Source organism: Peribacillus simplex, from assembly GCF_030123325.1.
Lineage (GTDB): Bacteria > Bacillota > Bacilli > Bacillales > DSM-1321 > Peribacillus > Peribacillus simplex_D.
In genome coordinates this window covers 3,094,299-3,112,360 of sequence record NZ_CP126106.1, presented here as the reverse complement: position 1 = coordinate 3,112,360, position 18,062 = coordinate 3,094,299, and the positions used below count along the sequence as shown (strand labels likewise).

Genomic DNA, 18,062 nt, shown 5'->3' with positions numbered 1-18,062 from the left:
TAACCGGTTAATATTTCACTTTTTCAGTAATGGTTTCCCAAGTTCGGAATGGTAATTCGTGGTCATTAAAAGACAGTTGTTCCATTTTTATCGTGCGTTTTTCCATTGGCAGGGCAAGTTCCTGGTATATAAAGTGATCATCAAATCCAATAAGTGCAGCATCTTCTTTAGTACATGCGTAATAAATGGCTTTTGGACGTGCCCAATAAATAGCACCGATGCACATGGGGCAAGGTTCGCAGCTAGTGTAAATTTCGCAATCTGTAAGCTGGAAGCTGTCGAGATTCCTGCATGCATCACGAATCGCCTGCACTTCGGCGTGAGCTGTTGGATCGTTGGCCGTTGTCACATTATTACATCCTCTGCCTACGACTTTGCCATCTTTAACGATTATAGCGCCAAAAGGTCCCCCATTCTTTGCCACAACATTCTCATATGCAAGCCGAACAGCCATCTCCATGAATTTTACATCCACTAAAAAACACCCCTTCATATATTAATAACCAAAAATAGTATTGATGTTACGTTTATTGACGTAAATATAATAAACAATATACCATATGCATTGGGAAACGGGATATTATTTTCTGAAAATAAAGAAAACAGATATTGCGTTAGATTATATGATGTGCAATCAAAAGTGGTTTAAAAGAATTTTTACAAATAATTATAAAACTGATATTGTTAGAAGAAAATCATTAGAATTATGAAGGTGATATGCATGGGGTTTTTGGGAGTTCTTTTACCGATATTCGGTATATTTGTTTTAGGTTTCATCGGTCAGAAAAAGTTTAAGCTTGATACAAAATCGATTTCCACGATGGCATTATATTTAATGTCACCTTTTCTTGTATTCCGAACTTTTTATTCCGCAGAATTTACGATTAATTATTTTTATCTATTCTTATTCACGATAGTACTCTGTCTATCTCTCATTCTGGTAGTCTACATCATATCTTTTTTCCGCAATTATACAGTCACTGAAACAAGCGGCATGATATTGGCATCGGCTTTCATGAATAACGGGAATTACGGAACACCCGTCATTTTCCTGTTATTCGGAGCCGCAGGACTCGATTATGCAATCATCCTTATGGTGGGACAGCAGTTAGTGATGTGCACGATAGGCATTTATTTCGCAGCAAAGGGCAGCCCGGAAGGTAACGGAGTCCAAACAGCGATTAAAGCAGTATGTCGGATGCCAATTGTTTATGGAGCCATGGCGGGTACAGTATTTCAGTTCGTGAACATACCTTTAAGCAATTCGGTTTTGGAAGCTATTAACCTTGTTGCAAATGCAGCGATCCCAACAATCATGATTACACTGGGAATGCAGCTGGCCAACATTTCCCTGAAAAAGATTGCCTATCGAAAGCTATCAGTTTCGCTGCTTCTTAAACTTGCCGTTTCACCAGCCATTGCATTCCTGTTATCACTTGCCTTACCAGTGGGTGAAATGGTCAGGCATATCATGATCATCGTAGCTGCCATGCCAACGGCGGCCAACACTACGATGTATGCACTCCAATTCAATACAGAACCTGAATTCGTATCAAGTGCTACTTTCATAAGTACATCATTAAGCTTGATTACGCTTCCGATCATCTTTTTCTTTGTATTATAGAAGATTATGATTCTAATTATGTGGGCAAACTTATTATATGCACGAAACGGAGGGTTTCTATCTAATTCCAAAAACGGGATCCGGACAGATTGCATGTATTGCCCTTGATGACCAAGTCTTGGGCTGGATTCCCATGGCGGTTAGTAAACGAACTTAGTGACTTGGATTTATGTGTTGATTTGGAAATGATCTTCAACAATTTCATTTATATTAAAGGGTGAGCTTGTTTAACTGGCGTTTACTTTTTTAAATGCTGTATTTGATTGGAGGGGTTTTGTGTTCCAGACTAAAATTAAACTGATTAATACTGGGAAGATTGATGCCATTTTAAAGGAAATCGTTCTGAAAACCTATGAAGAAGCACTAGAAGAAAAGCTCTTGCTATGCATGGAGTGCGGGGATGTCGATTTTTATATCGCGTATTCAAATAATGAGGAACTTCAAGATGCGATTAATGAAAACTTTGAAATTGATGAATGTGGCGAAATCATGAAAATAGATGAACATCAGGAGCTTATGGATGATATATTCGATTATTTCTTGATCATACATAAGGAAAGTGAAATGTTTGATTATTTTCCAGCAGGTCCATATACTCACGGTGGGGAAATCCGTGAATCGGATACGGATATGCTGGCGCCAAGAGGTTTATATTCAGCGCCATTTGAAGATGCGTTAAAGGAATGATGAAAAAGACAGCAATTGCTGTCTTTTTTTTCGTCGATTTACAAAAGCTCGTTGTGCTTACGGGAAATAAATGATTTTTCACAAAAAGAGGGAATGGATTGGGGGGAAACAGTTTTTACTTATTCAGTTTTATGAAATATAGCAATAATATCATGGAATATGATATCATTTTTAACAAATTAAAGTTTATATGGTAATTTTAAGAAAGATTTTATATAATAAAAAGTGTGAATATTGAATATATTATTTCAATTACTAGTTTAAAATAACAATAAAAATGTCGTTTCACTATCACTCTCGAAATATTGGGAAATATTAGTGGGAGAAAGGATAATACATAAAATTTGATTCGAGTTAGGAGTATGCTATATTACGCTTTTATAATTCTGATTATTATAAATTTTCAGTTTTTGAAGAATGATTATGGGCGGGGGGCTAATTATGATAGTTTTTGACCGAGTGAATAAGTTTTATGGAGATTTCCATGTATTGAAAGAGATTAATCTTACAATCAAGAAGGGGGAAGTGGTAGTGGTCATCGGACCGTCCGGATCAGGGAAAAGTACACTGCTTCGATGCATTAATCGTCTAGAGACCATTTCGGAAGGTTCCCTTTCCATAAATGGTTCAAATGTAGCGGATAAAAAAACGGACATAAACAAACTCCGTCGGAACATCGGTATGGTTTTCCAGCATTTTCACTTGTATCCTCATAAAACCGTGCTCGAGAATATCATGCTTGCCCCCAGGAAGGTTTTAGGACAATCCGAAGAGGAAGCGAAGAAGATTGCACTAAAGTATTTGGACAAAGTGGGGATTGGTGATAAAGCGAATTCATTTCCTTCCCAGCTTTCAGGTGGACAGCAACAACGGGTAGCGATTGCCCGAGGTTTGGCAATGGGGCCCGAAATCATGCTATTCGATGAACCTACCTCAGCCTTGGATCCAGAAATGATCGGCGAGGTACTGGATGTAATGAAAGCCCTTGCCCATGAAGGAATGACGATGGTGGTGGTTACGCACGAAATGGGATTTGCCCGTGAAGTAGCGGATCGAATCGTATTCATGGACGAAGGCAGGGTTTTGGAAGAGGCATCACCGGCTGAGTTTTACGCCAATCCTCGTGAAGAGAGGGCTCGTTTATTCCTTAGCCGTATATTAAATCATTAAATAAAAAAACAGGGGTGAATTGCATGTTGAAGAAAAAGAAATGGTTAAAATTATCTTTGCTATCATTACTGGCTGTCATCTTATTAGCCGGATGCGGCGGGGGGAATGATTCAGACAAAGCTGAAGAGGGTGGGGGAAAAGACAAAGAAAAAGATGTTCTCGCACAAGTGAAGGAAAAGGATAAGATCGTTTTTGGGGTGAAAAATGATACAAGGCTATTCGGACTGAAAAATCCTAAAACTGGAGAAGTAGAAGGCTTTGATATTGATATCGCCAAAGCTCTTGCAGCAGAAATCCTTGGTGATGAGAATAAAGTTGAATTCAAAGAAGTGACTTCTAAGACAAGGATGGCATTATTGAATAATGGTGATATCGATGCGATTGTAGCGACCATGACGATCACGGAAGATCGTAAAAAAGAAGTTGACTTCACTGATGTTTACTTCGATGCCGGACAATCTTTGTTAGTCAAAAAGGGCAGCGATATTAAGGGTATTGATAGCTTAAAAGGGAAAAAGGTATTGGCCGTCAAGGGCTCTACCTCTTCCATAAATATTCGTGAAAAGGCTCCTGAAGCACAAGTGCTTGAATTTGAAAACTATTCCGAAGCGTTCGCTGCACTTAAATCCGGACAAGGGGATGCCTTGACCACGGATGATTCCATCCTTTATGGAATGGCGGATGAAGATCCAAGTTATGAACTTGTTGGCGGTACATTTACGGAAGAGCCTTATGGAATTGCCGTGAAAAAAGGAAATGCTGACTTTGTTGACGAGTTGAATAAAGCCCTTAAGTCACTTAAAGATTCAGGCAAGTACGATGAGATCCATGATAAATGGATTAAACATTAAACATTTTAAGCAAATGTATAAAGGAAGCTGACCTTAAATAACATTTGAACATTTGTCTGTGAGGATGAGCGTTTTGCTCATCCTTACTAGTTAAAGGAGTGTACGCCGTGCTTGATTTCTCCATTTTAACAGAGAACCTGGATATGTATTTATTAGGCTTTAGAAATACGATCATGTCGAGTTTGATCGCGTTGGTGGCGAGTTTGATTCTTGGTGTGCTTATTGCTATCATGCGGATTGCGCCGATAAAGCCACTAAACTGGCTGGGTACCGCCTATGTCGAGTTCATTCGGAATATACCGTTATTGATCATTACCTTTTTCTTCTTTCTCGGTCTAAAACTAAGCGGTCTATACGCAGGGACATTGGCCTTGACCATTTACACTTCATCTTTCATAGCTGAGGCAATTCGAGCGGGCATACTTTCCGTGCCAAAGGGTCAAATGGAAGCTGCCCGTTCATCAGGTCTGACATATGGGCAGGCGATGAGGCTCGTCATATTGCCGCAGGCCGTTAAAATAGTCATACCTCCTTTAGGGAACCAATTTATCAATCTAGTTAAGAATTCTTCCATTTTAGCCGTCGTTGCAGGACTCGATCTTATGTACCACGGGGATTTGATTTCTTCAAGGACATTTGTCGTGTTTGATGTGTACATTTTCGTTGCAGCGTTTTACTTAATACTTACCATTCCTTTAAGTTTTGGCGTTGGTTATTTGGAAAAACGTCTGGCTAAGAGTAATTGAGGGAGGTATATGATATGGATTTTGCAGGTGCCTATTCACCAGATAATCTTATGTTTTTATTGGAAGGATTTTGGGTAACGCTCCAGGTAGCTTTTATATCCATTATTCTAAGTTTCATTATTGGCGGGCTTGTAGGTATAATCCGTTACGCAAAGGTGCCGGTGTTATCACAAATATTAGCTCTGATTGTAGAAACGGTACGTAATTTACCGCTGTTATTAATAATATTTTTTACGTATTTTGCTTTGCCTGAGGTGCGGATTAAACTGGAAATCATTCCAGCAGCGATTGTTGCCTTGACAATTTTCGAGTCTGCCATGCTTTCTGAAGTCATTCGAAGTGGGCTTAAATCGATTGATAAAGGCCAGATGGAAGCTGCACGTTCATCAGGCTTGAGCTATACACAGGCTTTGATACATATTATTCTGCCCCAAGCGCTGCGCCGCATGGTTCCTCCTATTGTCAGCCAATTCATTTCATTATTAAAGGATACCTCTTTAGCTGTTGTCATCTCTTTACCGGAACTGACTCATCATGGTCAAATCATATATGGACAAAGTCAAAAGTACTTAATACCTATTTTGATCCTGGTGGCTTTCATGTATTTCATAGTTAACTATTGTCTTTCTTTGGTAGCCCAAAGACTTGAATTGAAACGAACCTAAGAAAACGACTCAGAAATGAGTCGTTTTCTACTTGTCTACAAAAGGAGGTTCGGAAAGAAAACTTGGATATCCTCATGTATTTTACTTTTTTTATTAGTGATGAAAACCTTACTAGTTTGAAGAATTTGCGACCCAACTGCCGAATAACCGGCTTGCTGAAACACCGCTAATTGCTTGCGGCGAGAAGGGAGTGGATTTCTGAAATCATCGGAATATTAGAGGAGTATAAGAACAAAAAACGAATCTTTTCCTTTTACTGACCGTATATATAATGGAAGAAAGAAGGTGGATTATATGTCGGAAATCAAACAAAGCAATAGCAAAGCGATTGTTGCATTGATCATGGGGGTATTATCCCTGTTAATTCCATTCATAGGCATCATATTAGGTATTTTAGGTTTAATATTTGCCTCGAAGAGTAAAAAAGAAATTAAGCTTACAGGTGAATCTGGAAATGGATTAGTGACAGCTGGAAAAGTGTGCAGCATTATTGGAATAATCTTGAATGTTCTCGTGATCCTGATCTTCCTGGTGTTTTTTTATTTCGCAGTAAGTACGGACATAACAACCTATTGAATGTAATTTTTAACTTGATAAACGAATAAAAGTAAATTAAACTTATAAAAAATGGAAATTCATGTTATTATTAATATAAAAGCCTAAATATTATATAAAGGGATGATAATTTGACCATTCAAATCTTTGAGTATCCAGCCGTATTCTATTATGAAAAGCACCCGTTGATTATCGATTCTTTTTCCGTTCAAGTTTGCTTCCCGGATTTTAGGCGAGAAGGAATTATTTCTTCTGTTAGCGGTAGGAATCGGGTAGATGCCTTAGCTTGTGCTCAAGAGCTGTTGGAAGCCATGGTCGAACATTTTATTCACGATAAAAAAACAATCCCGGATGCAAGTGAAATGGAAAAGGTGAATCTGGATAGGGGAATTAATATTTGTGAGGCTGCACCCTTCAGGATTGAAATAGAAAATATCACATATGAAAAATAAAAAAACCTTGCCGATTAGGGGACAAGGTTTTTATTTTGTTTTTTTTTATATTCAATGAACATTTTGTAACCCGGAATGATACCACTGCATATTTGAAAAACCATCATTACCTGTAAAAGGAATGATGGTTTTTTTGTTTTGCTTGTATCCCTTTAATTATTTTTTATTTTTGAGGAAAGGATATTGTGTTCTTTATAACGAATATGTATAGTATAGGTAATATAGGTAAAAAGTATCAATAATTATATATTTTGGAGGTGTATCTGTGAAATATTATATAGCATCTGACGAAAAAAATTTGAAGCAAGTAAGATCATTGATCAAGAAATTGACTTCAAAAGGGTTTACTTGTGTGAATGACTTTAATTTGATTACGAATGATGAGAAAAACCAAATAGCGGACGGAATTGGAGAATTTGAAAAAAAGGGGATAGAGGCAGCCGATTTCCTGCTGATCTTCCTAACAGCAGGAAAAGGTAATCTATATGAGCTTGGATATGCCTTATCTTTAAATAAGAAAATTATTGTGTATTCACCCGAGAAAGACAATTATCATATTAATAAAAAATCAATATTTCATAATCTGCCCGAGGTAACAATCTGCAGCGGGACCTTTTATAAGCTGGTTAAATTGATACATACTCTTTCTCCGGAAGGATCTGAAAAAGACTCACTGCATCTTAAATGAATGTCAAATGTAAAATTTAAAGGATACCCTCTAATAAAATTTCTTTTGAACGAAGTGTTTAAAGTATTGAAAATGAGGGTAAAGACCATTTAAAAAAAGGGAGAGGACTGTTTTGGCCATTATTGATATCGACCAATTATTGTTAGCCACTGAAGCGATTGCAGAAGAGTCAGTTCCATTCCATCTTGATACAATTGACATCGATCAACTTTTAGATAAAACGGATTATTGGAATTGGTGAGGAAAAGCATACCCAGGGAGGATATGCTTTTTTTCTGAGTGAAAAATAACCTGATTACCGGTATAAAAATAAAGTTAAAAACGGCGTCCTTTTACGAATCCTAAAATCACAAACATTGCGATGGTGCCAATTACAAAAATTGCTTTAATGGATGTTAAAAGAATTTCATCGTACATTTGTATTACCTCCTTGTATGTAATGACAGTGCGATTATGATTAGCTGTTGATGTATAAATTATAACATAAAGTCAATAACTGATGGTGGAAAATTAAAGTCGATATGGGTAATAATGTATAGGTTGTACAATTAAAACATAAAAAAAGATATCCTCTAAACAGTGGATATCGGTAATGTAAATTATTTAAGTCCAAGCGCTTTTTTCGTTTTTGGTCCAACGACCCCGTCAGAAGTGAGTTTTTTGGATTTTTGAAATTTCTTAACAGCAGATTCGGTGTTTTTTCCAAATGCCCCATCTACTCCTTTTGTACTGTATCCAAGTTTAGTTAACCTTTTTTGCAGTTCAATTACTTGGGGGCCACTGCTTCCTTTCTTCAGGGAAGCGCTGGTATTTACAGGTAGGCTCACAGATCCGCTCACTTTATATCCATTAGCGGCAGCAATGGTGGCAAATGATTTATTCGAACTGGCGATCAACACTGCAGTGTTCATTTTCACCCGATCGTACAGCCATTGAACATCATTGTTATACATACGAATACAACCGGCACTTATATATTTCCCAATAGTGGTAGGATCATTATTGCCATGTATTGCGTACGTATTTCCTGGTGTATTCCTTGCATTGATTCCCAGCCATCTTTTACCTAGTGGGTTTTTTGGGTCTCCGCCTCTAATGTTGCCTTTATAATAGGGACGATTCACAATCTTTGTCACTACCTTGAACTTTCCTTCAGGAGTGTAAGAGGCTTTTTTTCCTGTCGCCACGCTGAATACCCTCACCAATTTATCATTTTCGTAATAGGCAAGCTGATTATTGGCTTTATTGATGATAATCAGTTGTCGAGCTGCCGCATCTGAAGTTTTACTGAACCCAACAAAACTAAAAGCGAATATTAATATAAATACTATTAATTTTTTCATGTTTTCCCCGTCCCTCATTTAAGCAACCTACATTTACACATATACTATCCTATGCATGAAGTGAAGCTAGAGTGACAATTTTTTAAAGTGGGGGTAGACTAAAAATGTGTAATATTAAATCCAGAGCAACTTTCTGCTTTTTGGCATACCTAGAAATCATGGGCACTATTTTTGGCCATATTACATACATTATTGAAGTGAAAGCGGAGGTGGGAAAGAATTGTCACGCCTAAAGGTGGAGGACTATCTAGAACAAGGCATCCATGGTCCAAAAGAAATCAAGCCTGGTGAACGTAGGGAATTTCTGGGCACATTACGGGAGCGCGTCGTCATCGTCCTAAAAAAAAGCCAAGTCTTTGAAACGAATGTATATCCGGAGATAGAGCAATTGATGAAGCAGCATCCCCATTCAAATTTGTTTTTAAATGGTCAGATGGACTATCAATATTTAGGGAAATATATAAAATTGGCAATGAGTCATAATATTCCTTACAAAATTGTGCTAAACAAAGATCATAACTCCGGTTTGGGTCTGGTATTAGCAGAAATTAATGCCATAAACAAAGAAGAAATTTATATCGAGAAGCAATATCATGCACAGCAAGTTATCAAAAAGAAAAGCTTTAAAGCTTTTTTTAAACGCATTGTTAAAAAATTATTAAACAAACGTTGATAGAATTATCAACGTTTTTAGTTTGTCTACAAAAGGGAGGAAATGGTCTCACCCCGAACATCATTTTATAACGAAAATAGGTTATCCTTCTTGTTACGGTTTTATGAAATCAACTGGAACTTTTTTTGTGGGCTTTCCGGCGGGCGGTCCGGGAGTCTCCTCGGCGCTCTTAGCACCCGCAGGAGTCTCGCGCCTTCCGTTCAATCAACTGAATTAGACAATCCTTCATGTTTTTTACAGTTTTATATCGATAAACCTCCTTAAATAGAAGGGATTTGTGACATTTCTGTCGAGTAAGTGGCTAGCCGGACTGTCGGCGAAAAGGAAGCGGATTTCTGAGATCTAAAGAAAAATTTAAAATATGTAGACAACGCTTCTTGTTTATGCAACCCTTTTCCGTAATCTATAAAATTTCCTGAAATTACCTATAATCGTTTTTACTACGGAATAAGCGGGGATAGCGATTAAAATGCCAATAAAACCGTATATTGATCCTGCAGCAAGCAGCAATAAGATAATGGTAAGTGGGTGAATGTTAAGTCGTTTTCCCATAATATTCGGTGTAACCAAGTGCCCTTCGACCTGTTGAACAACGGTAAGGACAATGAGTACTTTCACTGCCAACCCAATGTCTTGCTGTAAGGCAATGAATAGGGCAGGGATAATGCTTATTAATGGACCAAGGAATGGTACAACGGTAAAAATCATGGCGAATAGAGCTAATACGAGTGCATAATCGAGACCGATAATCAGGTAGCCGAAATACATCAAAGTACCAATGACGATTGATATGATGAATTGACCGATAATATAAGTTGAAAGGGCTTTATCAACGTCTTTTAAAATCGTATTCCCCTCAGATTCTACATCGTTCGGTATATATTTTAATAGAAATGGTCTTAATTTATCTCCATCCTTCAAGAAATAGAATAAAATGAATGGAGTTATGACCAATACAGTTAATATACTGGTGATCGTGGAAAAAATAGTATTGACATTCACTATTAGTTTTTCCGAGTAATCTTTCAAATGCGTGACCGCTTTTTCTTTTATATCTTCCATATTAACCATGCCAAAATCATTTTTTTCAATCATCACTTCAGATTCTTTAGAGAATTCCTTGACTTTGCTGGGGAGGTTTTCAGATAATTTTTGAAATTGGTCCACGATTACAGGACTTCCAAAGTAACTTACCATCCCAATCATGCTAAATATAATCAAAAAAACGGTGAAGATGCTTGCTGATTTAGGGATAAATTTAGTTAACAGGTTAACGACCGGCCGTAATATATAGTATAAAAGCCCAGCCACAATAATAGGGAAAAACATGGCAGCAATGATTTTTTGTAACGGCAGCAGAACGTAATCAATCTTACCTAGTAAAAAAATAATTAAAATGATCAAAATGGTCGCGCATGCATATTTGAAAAACGATTTATTGATCCACAAGACAATCCCCCCTAATTCCATCTCTTACTTGATTCCCTGAATTAGCTTAATGTTAAACTATATAACTTGTTCAAATGTTTGGTGCAAAACATGTTATATTGATGAACGTTTATCATTTAACTTTAATTCGATTGTGCTTTTTCAATTTTTGTTTATAAAGCTGGAATTCGTATTTCTTATACTTTTTCGATTTCCTATAGGTATAGCAGCAACCAAACGAAGTTGTTATATGGAAACGAAAACAAGACTTTCACTGTAAAATGAAGTTCATCTTAATTCACAATGACGCTTTCCTGTCTTTACGTGCTAAGTCCAAAATAAAGTCCGCCTACAAGGATAGCACCGCTAACTGCATTTCCCAAGACTAACTGCGAGAAATGCTCACAACTGCACGAGAAAAGAATCCGGTGGGGATGGCATAATCCAAAAAATATTCGGATGTGCTACAGGTCCAAAAGATACACCGTTATGACAATAAAAAATTTAAAAAAGGCATCATCAAAGGTAAATTCCGTTTAGGGAAGTTACTTGATAATGCCTTTTTGCAAGGTTTTAAATTAGGATATTTTACTTAACGTGTTCGTTACTCCTTGTTTCTGTTGTCTTTGCATTTTTTTAATGTCGAGACGCAACCAGATGGAGATGGCGAATGCTATCGCAATTAATGCTGCGAAAACGTAGAATACCGGGATGTAACTGTTCGTACTTTCCCTGATTGCAGTAACCAACATTGGTCCGCAAACCCCGCCTAGAGACCACGTAGTTAAAAGATAACCGTGGATGGCCCCAATTTCCTTGGTTCCAAATAAATCCCCGGCAAAGGCAGGGAGATTTGAAAATCCTCCTCCATAACAACTTACGACCAGCAAGATGAGACCTTGGAACAATAGTGTATTTGTAGTCGTTGGAAGTAAAAGGAATGCTCCGATTTGAATGATGAAGAAAATGACAAAAACATTTGGACGTCCAATATAATCGGATGCTGCTGCCCAGCCAAGTCTTCCTCCGCCATTAAAGATTCCCATTATGCCGACTAATGTTGCTGCACCTGCTACAGACAGACCGACAACGTCTTGAGCCATCGGTGAAGCTACCGAGATCATCATGATCCCTGCACTTGTATTTATCAATTTCATGGACCATAACATCCAGAAGTGTTTAGTTTTAACCGCTTCTTTTGCAGTTAATTGCCTTAGGTCTTTCTTCAGTTCTTTCTTACCGGACTCAATATCTTTTTTCATTCCTTCAGGTAGCCAGTTGGCCTTTGGAGGTGCAATATAGGATGCACCGAAGAACATCAGTATGAAATAGCCAGCGCCTAAAATATAATATGTAGTATAAATGCCAACGGATTCCATAAGGCTTGCAGCTACTGGGGCTGTAATGAGAGCTCCGGCACCGAATCCTAATACTGCCATTCCTGTTGCCAATCCCCTGCGATCTGGGAACCATTTGACCAAAGTGGATACTGGTGAAATGTACCCGATCCCCATGCCAAGTCCACTTAAAACCCCATAGGTCATCAGGTAAAGCGGAAGTGAATCGACCATTACTGCCAAACCGGAACCGGCTTGTCCTAAACCGAATAATACAGCTGCGACCATAGCTGACTTTCTTGGACCATTTTTTTCCACGAATTTACCAAAGAAGGCTGCAGAAGTTCCTGCAAGCGCCATCATTATTGTGAATGCTAAGGTTACTTCAGTTTCTGACCACCCCATAGTCTCAACTAATGGTTTTTTGTATACGCTATAGGCGTATGCACCACCAATGGAAAGGTGAATGGCGATAGCGGATAAAGCGATTAACCACCTGTTTTTTGTCATGTTGTTACCCCATTTCGTCAAAAATAAGAAAGTTGCATGCGTTTTATCTATAATATATTGTTTTGCATGCGTTTTATCTATCTTGTGGGATAAGTATATAAGATTATTATTTAGTAGTAAACTACTTAATTGAATTTCATGAAAAAATTTCCTCTATATTCCATTGGGTGAAAATTAGGAATGGCATAAAAAAGCCAACTTTATGGGTCAGGAAATGATATAATTTTTTGGTTTTTTTATCTTTATAAGTTAGGTATCAGCTCTTAGTGTTTGAAGAGCACCTGTAATCACGAATCCCTGCACATCATTTTTATCAATTTATTGGTTATAAAAGGGAAATGAGTGAATTTCCTTTAGGTGCCATGAACTAGAAATATTCTCATTGGCTTTATAGTAATTATTTTGTTAAAATAAACTAATATTTACGAGTTCAAGTTCCCCAGAGAACAATCGGAATGATTTTTTGAAGGGTTTCGGGGAAAGTTTATTCTTTTTATCAGAAATCATAGTCTGGAAATCAAAAAAATTCCATTTATTTTAAAAAAATTCCGAAAATTTCGTCTTAAAGGCTTGAACTATGATTCCTGATAGGAGTAAACTAATTAAAGATAGATTTTATGGAAGTGAAATCTTGTAAATTTAATCAACAAGGGGTTTTGGTAATGAAGGAACATGACATGCAAATCACGCTTAGTACAACAAAGAAAGAAAAACCACAGGCGGACCAGCTTGAGTTCGGTAAGCAGTTTACCGATCATATGTTTATTATGGATTACACACAAGGGCAAGGGTGGCATGATCCAAGAATTGTTCCTTATCAACCGCTCTCATTAGAGCCGTCAGCTATGATTTTCCACTATGGTCAATCCGTTTTTGAAGGATTGAAGGCATATGCAACACCAGAAGATGAAATTATCCTATTCCGTCCGGAAAAGAATTTCCAACGCTTAAATAGTTCAAATAGCCGATTATGCATACCGGATATCGACGTTGATTTTGCGTTGAAGGCCTTAAAGACTTTAATAAGCGTTGATAAGGATTGGATTCCCCAGGCAGAAGGGACATCTTTATATATCAGGCCATTCATTATAGCTACTGAGCCATATCTGGGAGTTTCTCCATCGGATAAATATCAGTTCATCATCATCATGTCACCAGTGGGCTCGTATTATAAAGAAGGCATCCATCCAGTTAAAATTGCAGTGGAGTCAGCTTTCACACGTGCAGTTAATGGAGGTACAGGTGAAGCCAAAACGGGCGGTAATTATGCATCGAGCCTAAAAGCCCAGGAAGTATCCGAAAAGATGGGTTATGCCCAAGTTCTTTGGTTAGACGGAGTAGAGAAAAAGTATATCGAAGAAGTTGGAAGCATGAATGTTTTCTTCAAAATTAATGGTGAAATTATCACTCCTGCTTTAAATGGAAGTATCCTTCCGGGTATTACTCGTGATTCCATTATCGAATTGCTGAAACATTGGGGTCTACCCGTGTCGGAAAGACGCATTTCGATGGAGGAAGTCCATGAAGCCTATAAATTAGGTCAATTGGAAGAGGCCTTTGGAACAGGTACAGCCGCGGTCATATCACCAATTGGTGAATTTTTGTGGAATGGTGAAGAAATGATTGTTCAAAACGGGGAAACTGGCGAACTTTCTAAAAAGCTTTATGATACACTGACAGGTGTCCAAACAGGTAAAGTCGCAGACGAGTTGAACTGGACTACGAAAGTTGAAGAAAAAGTGACTCAATGATACTTAAACAAAAAAAACCTTCTTTGAAGGTTTTTTTTGTTTTCACATAATCATTTTGTGTCTTATGGCAACCGCGACGGCTTCTGTTCGATGATTCACTCCCAATTTCCTGATTGCAGATGAAATATGATCTCTGACGGTAAATTCACTAACGCTCATTTTTGGTGCCATTTGCTTTAATCCCATTCCATTGGCTAAATATTGAAGAACCTCCACTTCACGTTTGCTTAGAAGGTAAGTGGGAGGGGCGGAATCCAATGTTGAACCGACAGCCAGTTTTAAATAATGGGAAAGCTTCATTAAATCATTCTTGGTAACTGGCCCGTTGGCGTGAATGGGGTCAACCAAAACTAAACCGATGGCCAAGTCATTCATAATTATCGGAATGATTGCCAATGATGAGATGGAAAATCTTTTAACGTATTTTGCAGGGATGGAGGATTTAGCATGCTGAATGGTTAAGTATATGGGTTTGTTATGGATGACTGCTTGGTGGATGGGGTATATATCATGAATATTTTCTCTAACATTATGTAATGAAAAGGTATCTTCACTTGTACATGCACATATTCCTTCACCCATTCCTGTTAAACATGAGTAACTGAATAAAGATGCTCGTTGAAATGAAAAAAAATCCACACAGCCCTTTACGATCATTTGTGATTTATTTGCCATATCTTTTTGTTGGGAAATCTTTTTTACATGATTCAACAGAGTTTCCTCTAGCATTCGACTTTATTCCTCCCTACATTTTCAGTACTAGGATAAATGCTACTAATATCTTACAATATAATGAAAACTCTTACAATTTTAAAAAATCCTTAGGGATTCAAAAGTTCATAATTTCAAGGAGGCTTTATCATGAAAAGAATGAATTTAACGACCACCAGCCGGAGTTTTAGAGAAGATACCCTACCATTTAAACTTTATCAAAAGGCAAAGAAATTCGGTATATGGAATCCTCGTGACATTGATTTCAGTCAGGATAAAGAAGATTGGAAGTCTTTTACTGATATTGAAAGGCAAGTGTTATTAAGGATCATTTCCCTTTTTCAGGGCGGAGAAGAAGCGGTGACTTTGGATTTGCTTCCCCTAATAATGACGATTGCCAAGGAAGGCAGGATTGAAGAAGAAATGTATTTAACGACATTTCTGTTCGAGGAAGCGAAGCATATGGAGTTCTTTCGTTATACATTAGATCAAATAGGTGAAACGGGTGATTTGACGGTTTATCACTCAGACACTTATAAATCGATTTTTTATGAAATATTGCCTGAAGCCATGGAGAAACTTTTATCCGATCAATCCCCTGAAGCATTGGCAGAAGCAGCCACTGTTTATAATATGTTTACCGAGGGTGTACTTGCAGAAACAGGATATTTCGGCTTTTATCAGACTCTTGAAGCTAATAAAATGATGCCTGGTTTATTAAAAGGTGTGGGTCTTTTGAAGAAGGATGAATCACGCCATATTGCTTATGGGACCTTCCTGCTGCAGAGAATCATCAGTGAACATCCACATATCTTTAAACAGGTTGAAAAGAGAATGGTGGAACTTTCGCCACTGGCCATCACATTAAATACGGAGGGATATGATCAGTTGGGTAATCCATTTGGTAATGACCAACAAGCTATATTGAATTTTACCATGAAACAATTAACAGTGCGGATGGAGATTTTAGCCAGGGCAAAAGGAAAGGGGATTGAAGAGATCTATCACAGTAACGAAAAGGAATATGGGGTTTTGTAAAGCGGATAAAAGATACAAGCTTAGTGACCAATGTACATTTTCTAATGACTGGCCATCAGAAACTTGGAAGCAGGGCATGAACAATTCTTAATTGAGAATAAAGACTAATATATTTGAGGTGAAATTATATGAAGGTGAACGTTCATTCGAATTTTTGGTTAAGGTCTTCAGTTTACAGTGGCACTAACACTCGTTCACTCATTCCGGACCTATTCAACGGTCTCGGGGCTAAAAGGATTCTAGTCGTGAGTGATGCAGGCTTGGTAAATGCAGGTGTCGTTAAAAATGTTGCCGAAACTTTTGAGCAACAGAAATTAGGTGCCAGAGCTGAAATAGTTGGACAGTTTCTGGATGTTACACAGGACGCAGCTAGTGAATGTGTAAACAAAGCATTGGAATATGCACGCGAAGTGAATGCCGATGCCATACTTGCCATTGGTGGAGGGAGTGTCATTGATACAGCAAAGGCATTGAAATTCGGATTATATAAAGGAATTACGGATATAAATGATTCGATACCAAGCGGTTATCTGTATGAGGGTTTTCCAAAAGCCCAATCGATGAATATCCCGCATATTTCCGTAGCCACAACAGCAGGGACCGGTTCTGAAGTATCCCCGATCGCAGTCATATATAATGAACATAAGAAAGTCAAAATGAATATATACAATGCTTTTTTAAGTTCGGATGTTGCCATTCTAGATCCCGAATTAACAGTCGGACTGCCGTCTGACATTACGGCGTTTACTGGTGCAGATGCATTGACCCATGCAATTGAAGCGATCGTTTCACCTGCAGCGACATCAATAACGGATGCATATGCTTATCAGGCCATTCGAGTTATTGAAAGAAACTTACCGAGGGCGGTAAAGGACGGAACGGGTATTGAGGCAAGGAAGGAAATGCTGCATGGCAGCATGATGGGAATCACTGCATTTTGCAGTGCACTGAATGCGATTCCGGTTCATAACTTTGCCCACGCATATGGGGCGTTATTCCGTATTCCGCATGGATTGGCCAATGCCGTATTATTACCGGTCGTCATGGAATCAATTCCGGATTTATATCTTCCAAAGGCCCATTTGATAGCCGAAGCCTTTAGCGTGAAAATACATGATGAAGATTCAGAAGGGGTCTTAGCGAAAGTGGTAGAAACGCTCCGTGCTTTCCTATCTGATCTTGGGCTGCCCTCCGACTTCGGCGACTATGGAATTAACCAGTCAGATATGGTAAGAATTCTTAAAGCAGTAATGACGGATCCAGCTGCCACTAATTACCCGATGTCGGAGGAATTAATAATGTCAGTAGTTTCAAGAGTTTCACCCGTGAGAATTAATTAATACTAAAAAAGCCAGCCCATAAGGTTGGCTTTTTTAGCGTTGTAATAATTTCCATTCAACATGTTAAGTCCCCAAATTTTCGTTTCGATATATGATCTTTTGATGGGGCAACCCCAACCGGGATCGACTGTTTGTTAATGTTTTTTTCCTAAGTTCTCCTGTGCCATCTTAATAAGTTCCTTGACCATGCCTCCGCCTAACTTTCCGCCTATTTTTCCATTCTGCTTGGATGTCAGTTCACCGTTATAATCTTTTTTCAGCGGTACGCCCATTTCTTTTGCTACTTCAAACTTTGCTTCTTCGGGATCCTTTGTACCAGCAACTTTGGCTTTTAAATCATCGAGTCCTTTTCGAGCTTCAGATACTAGAATTTTCCTTCTCCTAGCCAATATGATCACTCCTATTTTTTTCTTAGGTTATCCTAATGTAAAGTAAATGATTAATAAGCAGATCGAAAGTTTTTAATTGGAATCCCGATTAATCGGGTGGCAGT

The 18,062-nt window shown here is 38.1% G+C and carries 20 protein-coding genes; 14 read left to right on the top strand and 6 right to left on the bottom strand.

The window, feature by feature from the left end:
- Positions 1-7: 7 nt before the first annotated feature.
- Entirely contained in the window at positions 8-493 is a 486-nt protein-coding gene (locus tag QNH43_RS14660; RefSeq protein ID WP_434060119.1) for a nucleoside deaminase, read from the bottom strand.
- Positions 494-721: 228 nt separating this feature from the next.
- Between QNH43_RS14660 and QNH43_RS14655 the strand changes: the two genes are divergently transcribed.
- The 10 genes from QNH43_RS14655 to QNH43_RS14610 all read left to right on the top strand — a co-directional run bounded on the left by QNH43_RS14655 (position 722) and on the right by QNH43_RS14610 (position 7,679).
- Entirely contained in the window at positions 722-1,624 is a 903-nt protein-coding gene (locus QNH43_RS14655; protein WP_283914686.1) for an AEC family transporter, read from the top strand.
- Positions 1,625-1,900: 276 nt separating this feature from the next.
- Positions 1,901-2,311 carry a hypothetical protein gene (locus QNH43_RS14650; RefSeq protein ID WP_283914685.1) on the top strand — a complete coding sequence of 137 codons (411 nt, stop codon included), beginning with the start codon at positions 1,901-1,903 and terminating at the stop codon, positions 2,309-2,311.
- A 441-nt stretch (positions 2,312-2,752) separates the two neighbouring features.
- On the top strand, positions 2,753-3,481 hold the full coding sequence (locus tag QNH43_RS14645; RefSeq protein ID WP_076369572.1) for an amino acid ABC transporter ATP-binding protein: 729 nt from the start codon (positions 2,753-2,755) through the stop codon (positions 3,479-3,481).
- Between the two features lie 23 nt (positions 3,482-3,504).
- Positions 3,505-4,332 carry a transporter substrate-binding domain-containing protein gene (locus QNH43_RS14640; RefSeq protein ID WP_283914684.1) on the top strand — a complete coding sequence of 276 codons (828 nt, stop codon included), beginning with the start codon at positions 3,505-3,507 and terminating at the stop codon, positions 4,330-4,332.
- 107 nt (positions 4,333-4,439) lie between these two features.
- A complete protein-coding gene (locus QNH43_RS14635; RefSeq protein WP_076369568.1) occupies positions 4,440-5,078 on the top strand; it encodes an amino acid ABC transporter permease in 639 nt (212 codons plus the stop codon).
- A gap of 14 nt (positions 5,079-5,092) precedes the next feature.
- Positions 5,093-5,743: an amino acid ABC transporter permease gene (locus tag QNH43_RS14630; RefSeq protein WP_283914683.1), complete on the top strand. Its 651-nt coding sequence runs from the start codon at positions 5,093-5,095 to the stop codon at positions 5,741-5,743.
- A gap of 294 nt (positions 5,744-6,037) precedes the next feature.
- Entirely contained in the window at positions 6,038-6,319 is a 282-nt protein-coding gene (locus tag QNH43_RS14625) for a DUF4190 domain-containing protein (protein WP_076369564.1), read from the top strand.
- Between the two features lie 110 nt (positions 6,320-6,429).
- Positions 6,430-6,750 carry a type II toxin-antitoxin system HicB family antitoxin gene (locus tag QNH43_RS14620; protein WP_076369562.1) on the top strand — a complete coding sequence of 107 codons (321 nt, stop codon included), beginning with the start codon at positions 6,430-6,432 and terminating at the stop codon, positions 6,748-6,750.
- 265 nt (positions 6,751-7,015) lie between these two features.
- The gene (locus QNH43_RS14615; RefSeq protein WP_283914682.1) at positions 7,016-7,438 is read left to right on the top strand and encodes a nucleoside 2-deoxyribosyltransferase; all 423 of its coding nucleotides are present in this window, start codon (positions 7,016-7,018) and stop codon (positions 7,436-7,438) included.
- Positions 7,439-7,550: 112 nt separating this feature from the next.
- Entirely contained in the window at positions 7,551-7,679 is a 129-nt protein-coding gene (locus tag QNH43_RS14610; protein ID WP_283914681.1) for a hypothetical protein, read from the top strand.
- A gap of 358 nt (positions 7,680-8,037) precedes the next feature.
- Here the strand turns inward: QNH43_RS14610 and QNH43_RS14605 are convergent, their stop codons facing one another.
- Entirely contained in the window at positions 8,038-8,781 is a 744-nt protein-coding gene (locus tag QNH43_RS14605) for a L,D-transpeptidase family protein (protein WP_283914680.1), read from the bottom strand.
- 220 nt (positions 8,782-9,001) lie between these two features.
- Between QNH43_RS14605 and QNH43_RS14600 the strand changes: the two genes are divergently transcribed.
- Positions 9,002-9,454, top strand: coding sequence for a YueI family protein (locus QNH43_RS14600; RefSeq protein WP_283914679.1), 453 nt, complete (start codon positions 9,002-9,004; stop codon positions 9,452-9,454).
- A 381-nt stretch (positions 9,455-9,835) separates the two neighbouring features.
- Here the strand turns inward: QNH43_RS14600 and QNH43_RS14595 are convergent, their stop codons facing one another.
- On the bottom strand, positions 9,836-10,903 hold the full coding sequence (locus QNH43_RS14595) for an AI-2E family transporter (protein WP_283914678.1): 1,068 nt from the start codon (positions 10,901-10,903) through the stop codon (positions 9,836-9,838).
- Between the two features lie 557 nt (positions 10,904-11,460).
- Entirely contained in the window at positions 11,461-12,729 is a 1,269-nt protein-coding gene (locus tag QNH43_RS14590; protein ID WP_283914677.1) for an L-lactate MFS transporter, read from the bottom strand.
- A 662-nt stretch (positions 12,730-13,391) separates the two neighbouring features.
- Between QNH43_RS14590 and QNH43_RS14585 the strand changes: the two genes are divergently transcribed.
- Positions 13,392-14,480: a branched-chain amino acid aminotransferase gene (locus QNH43_RS14585; protein ID WP_283914676.1), complete on the top strand. Its 1,089-nt coding sequence runs from the start codon at positions 13,392-13,394 to the stop codon at positions 14,478-14,480.
- 42 nt (positions 14,481-14,522) lie between these two features.
- Here the strand turns inward: QNH43_RS14585 and QNH43_RS14580 are convergent, their stop codons facing one another.
- The gene (locus QNH43_RS14580) at positions 14,523-15,209 is read right to left on the bottom strand and encodes a helix-turn-helix transcriptional regulator (protein ID WP_283914675.1); all 687 of its coding nucleotides are present in this window, start codon (positions 15,207-15,209) and stop codon (positions 14,523-14,525) included.
- A 132-nt stretch (positions 15,210-15,341) separates the two neighbouring features.
- Between QNH43_RS14580 and QNH43_RS14575 the strand changes: the two genes are divergently transcribed.
- Complete coding sequence (locus QNH43_RS14575; RefSeq protein WP_283914674.1) at positions 15,342-16,229, top strand: R2-like ligand-binding oxidase; 888 nt, start codon at positions 15,342-15,344, stop codon at positions 16,227-16,229.
- A gap of 128 nt (positions 16,230-16,357) precedes the next feature.
- Complete coding sequence (locus QNH43_RS14570) at positions 16,358-17,569, top strand: iron-containing alcohol dehydrogenase (RefSeq protein WP_283914673.1); 1,212 nt, start codon at positions 16,358-16,360, stop codon at positions 17,567-17,569.
- Between the two features lie 134 nt (positions 17,570-17,703).
- Here QNH43_RS14570 and QNH43_RS14565 read toward each other — a convergent pair whose 3' ends face one another.
- Complete coding sequence (locus QNH43_RS14565; protein WP_260288278.1) at positions 17,704-17,958, bottom strand: alpha/beta-type small acid-soluble spore protein; 255 nt, start codon at positions 17,956-17,958, stop codon at positions 17,704-17,706.
- Positions 17,959-18,062: the final 104 nt, after the last annotated feature.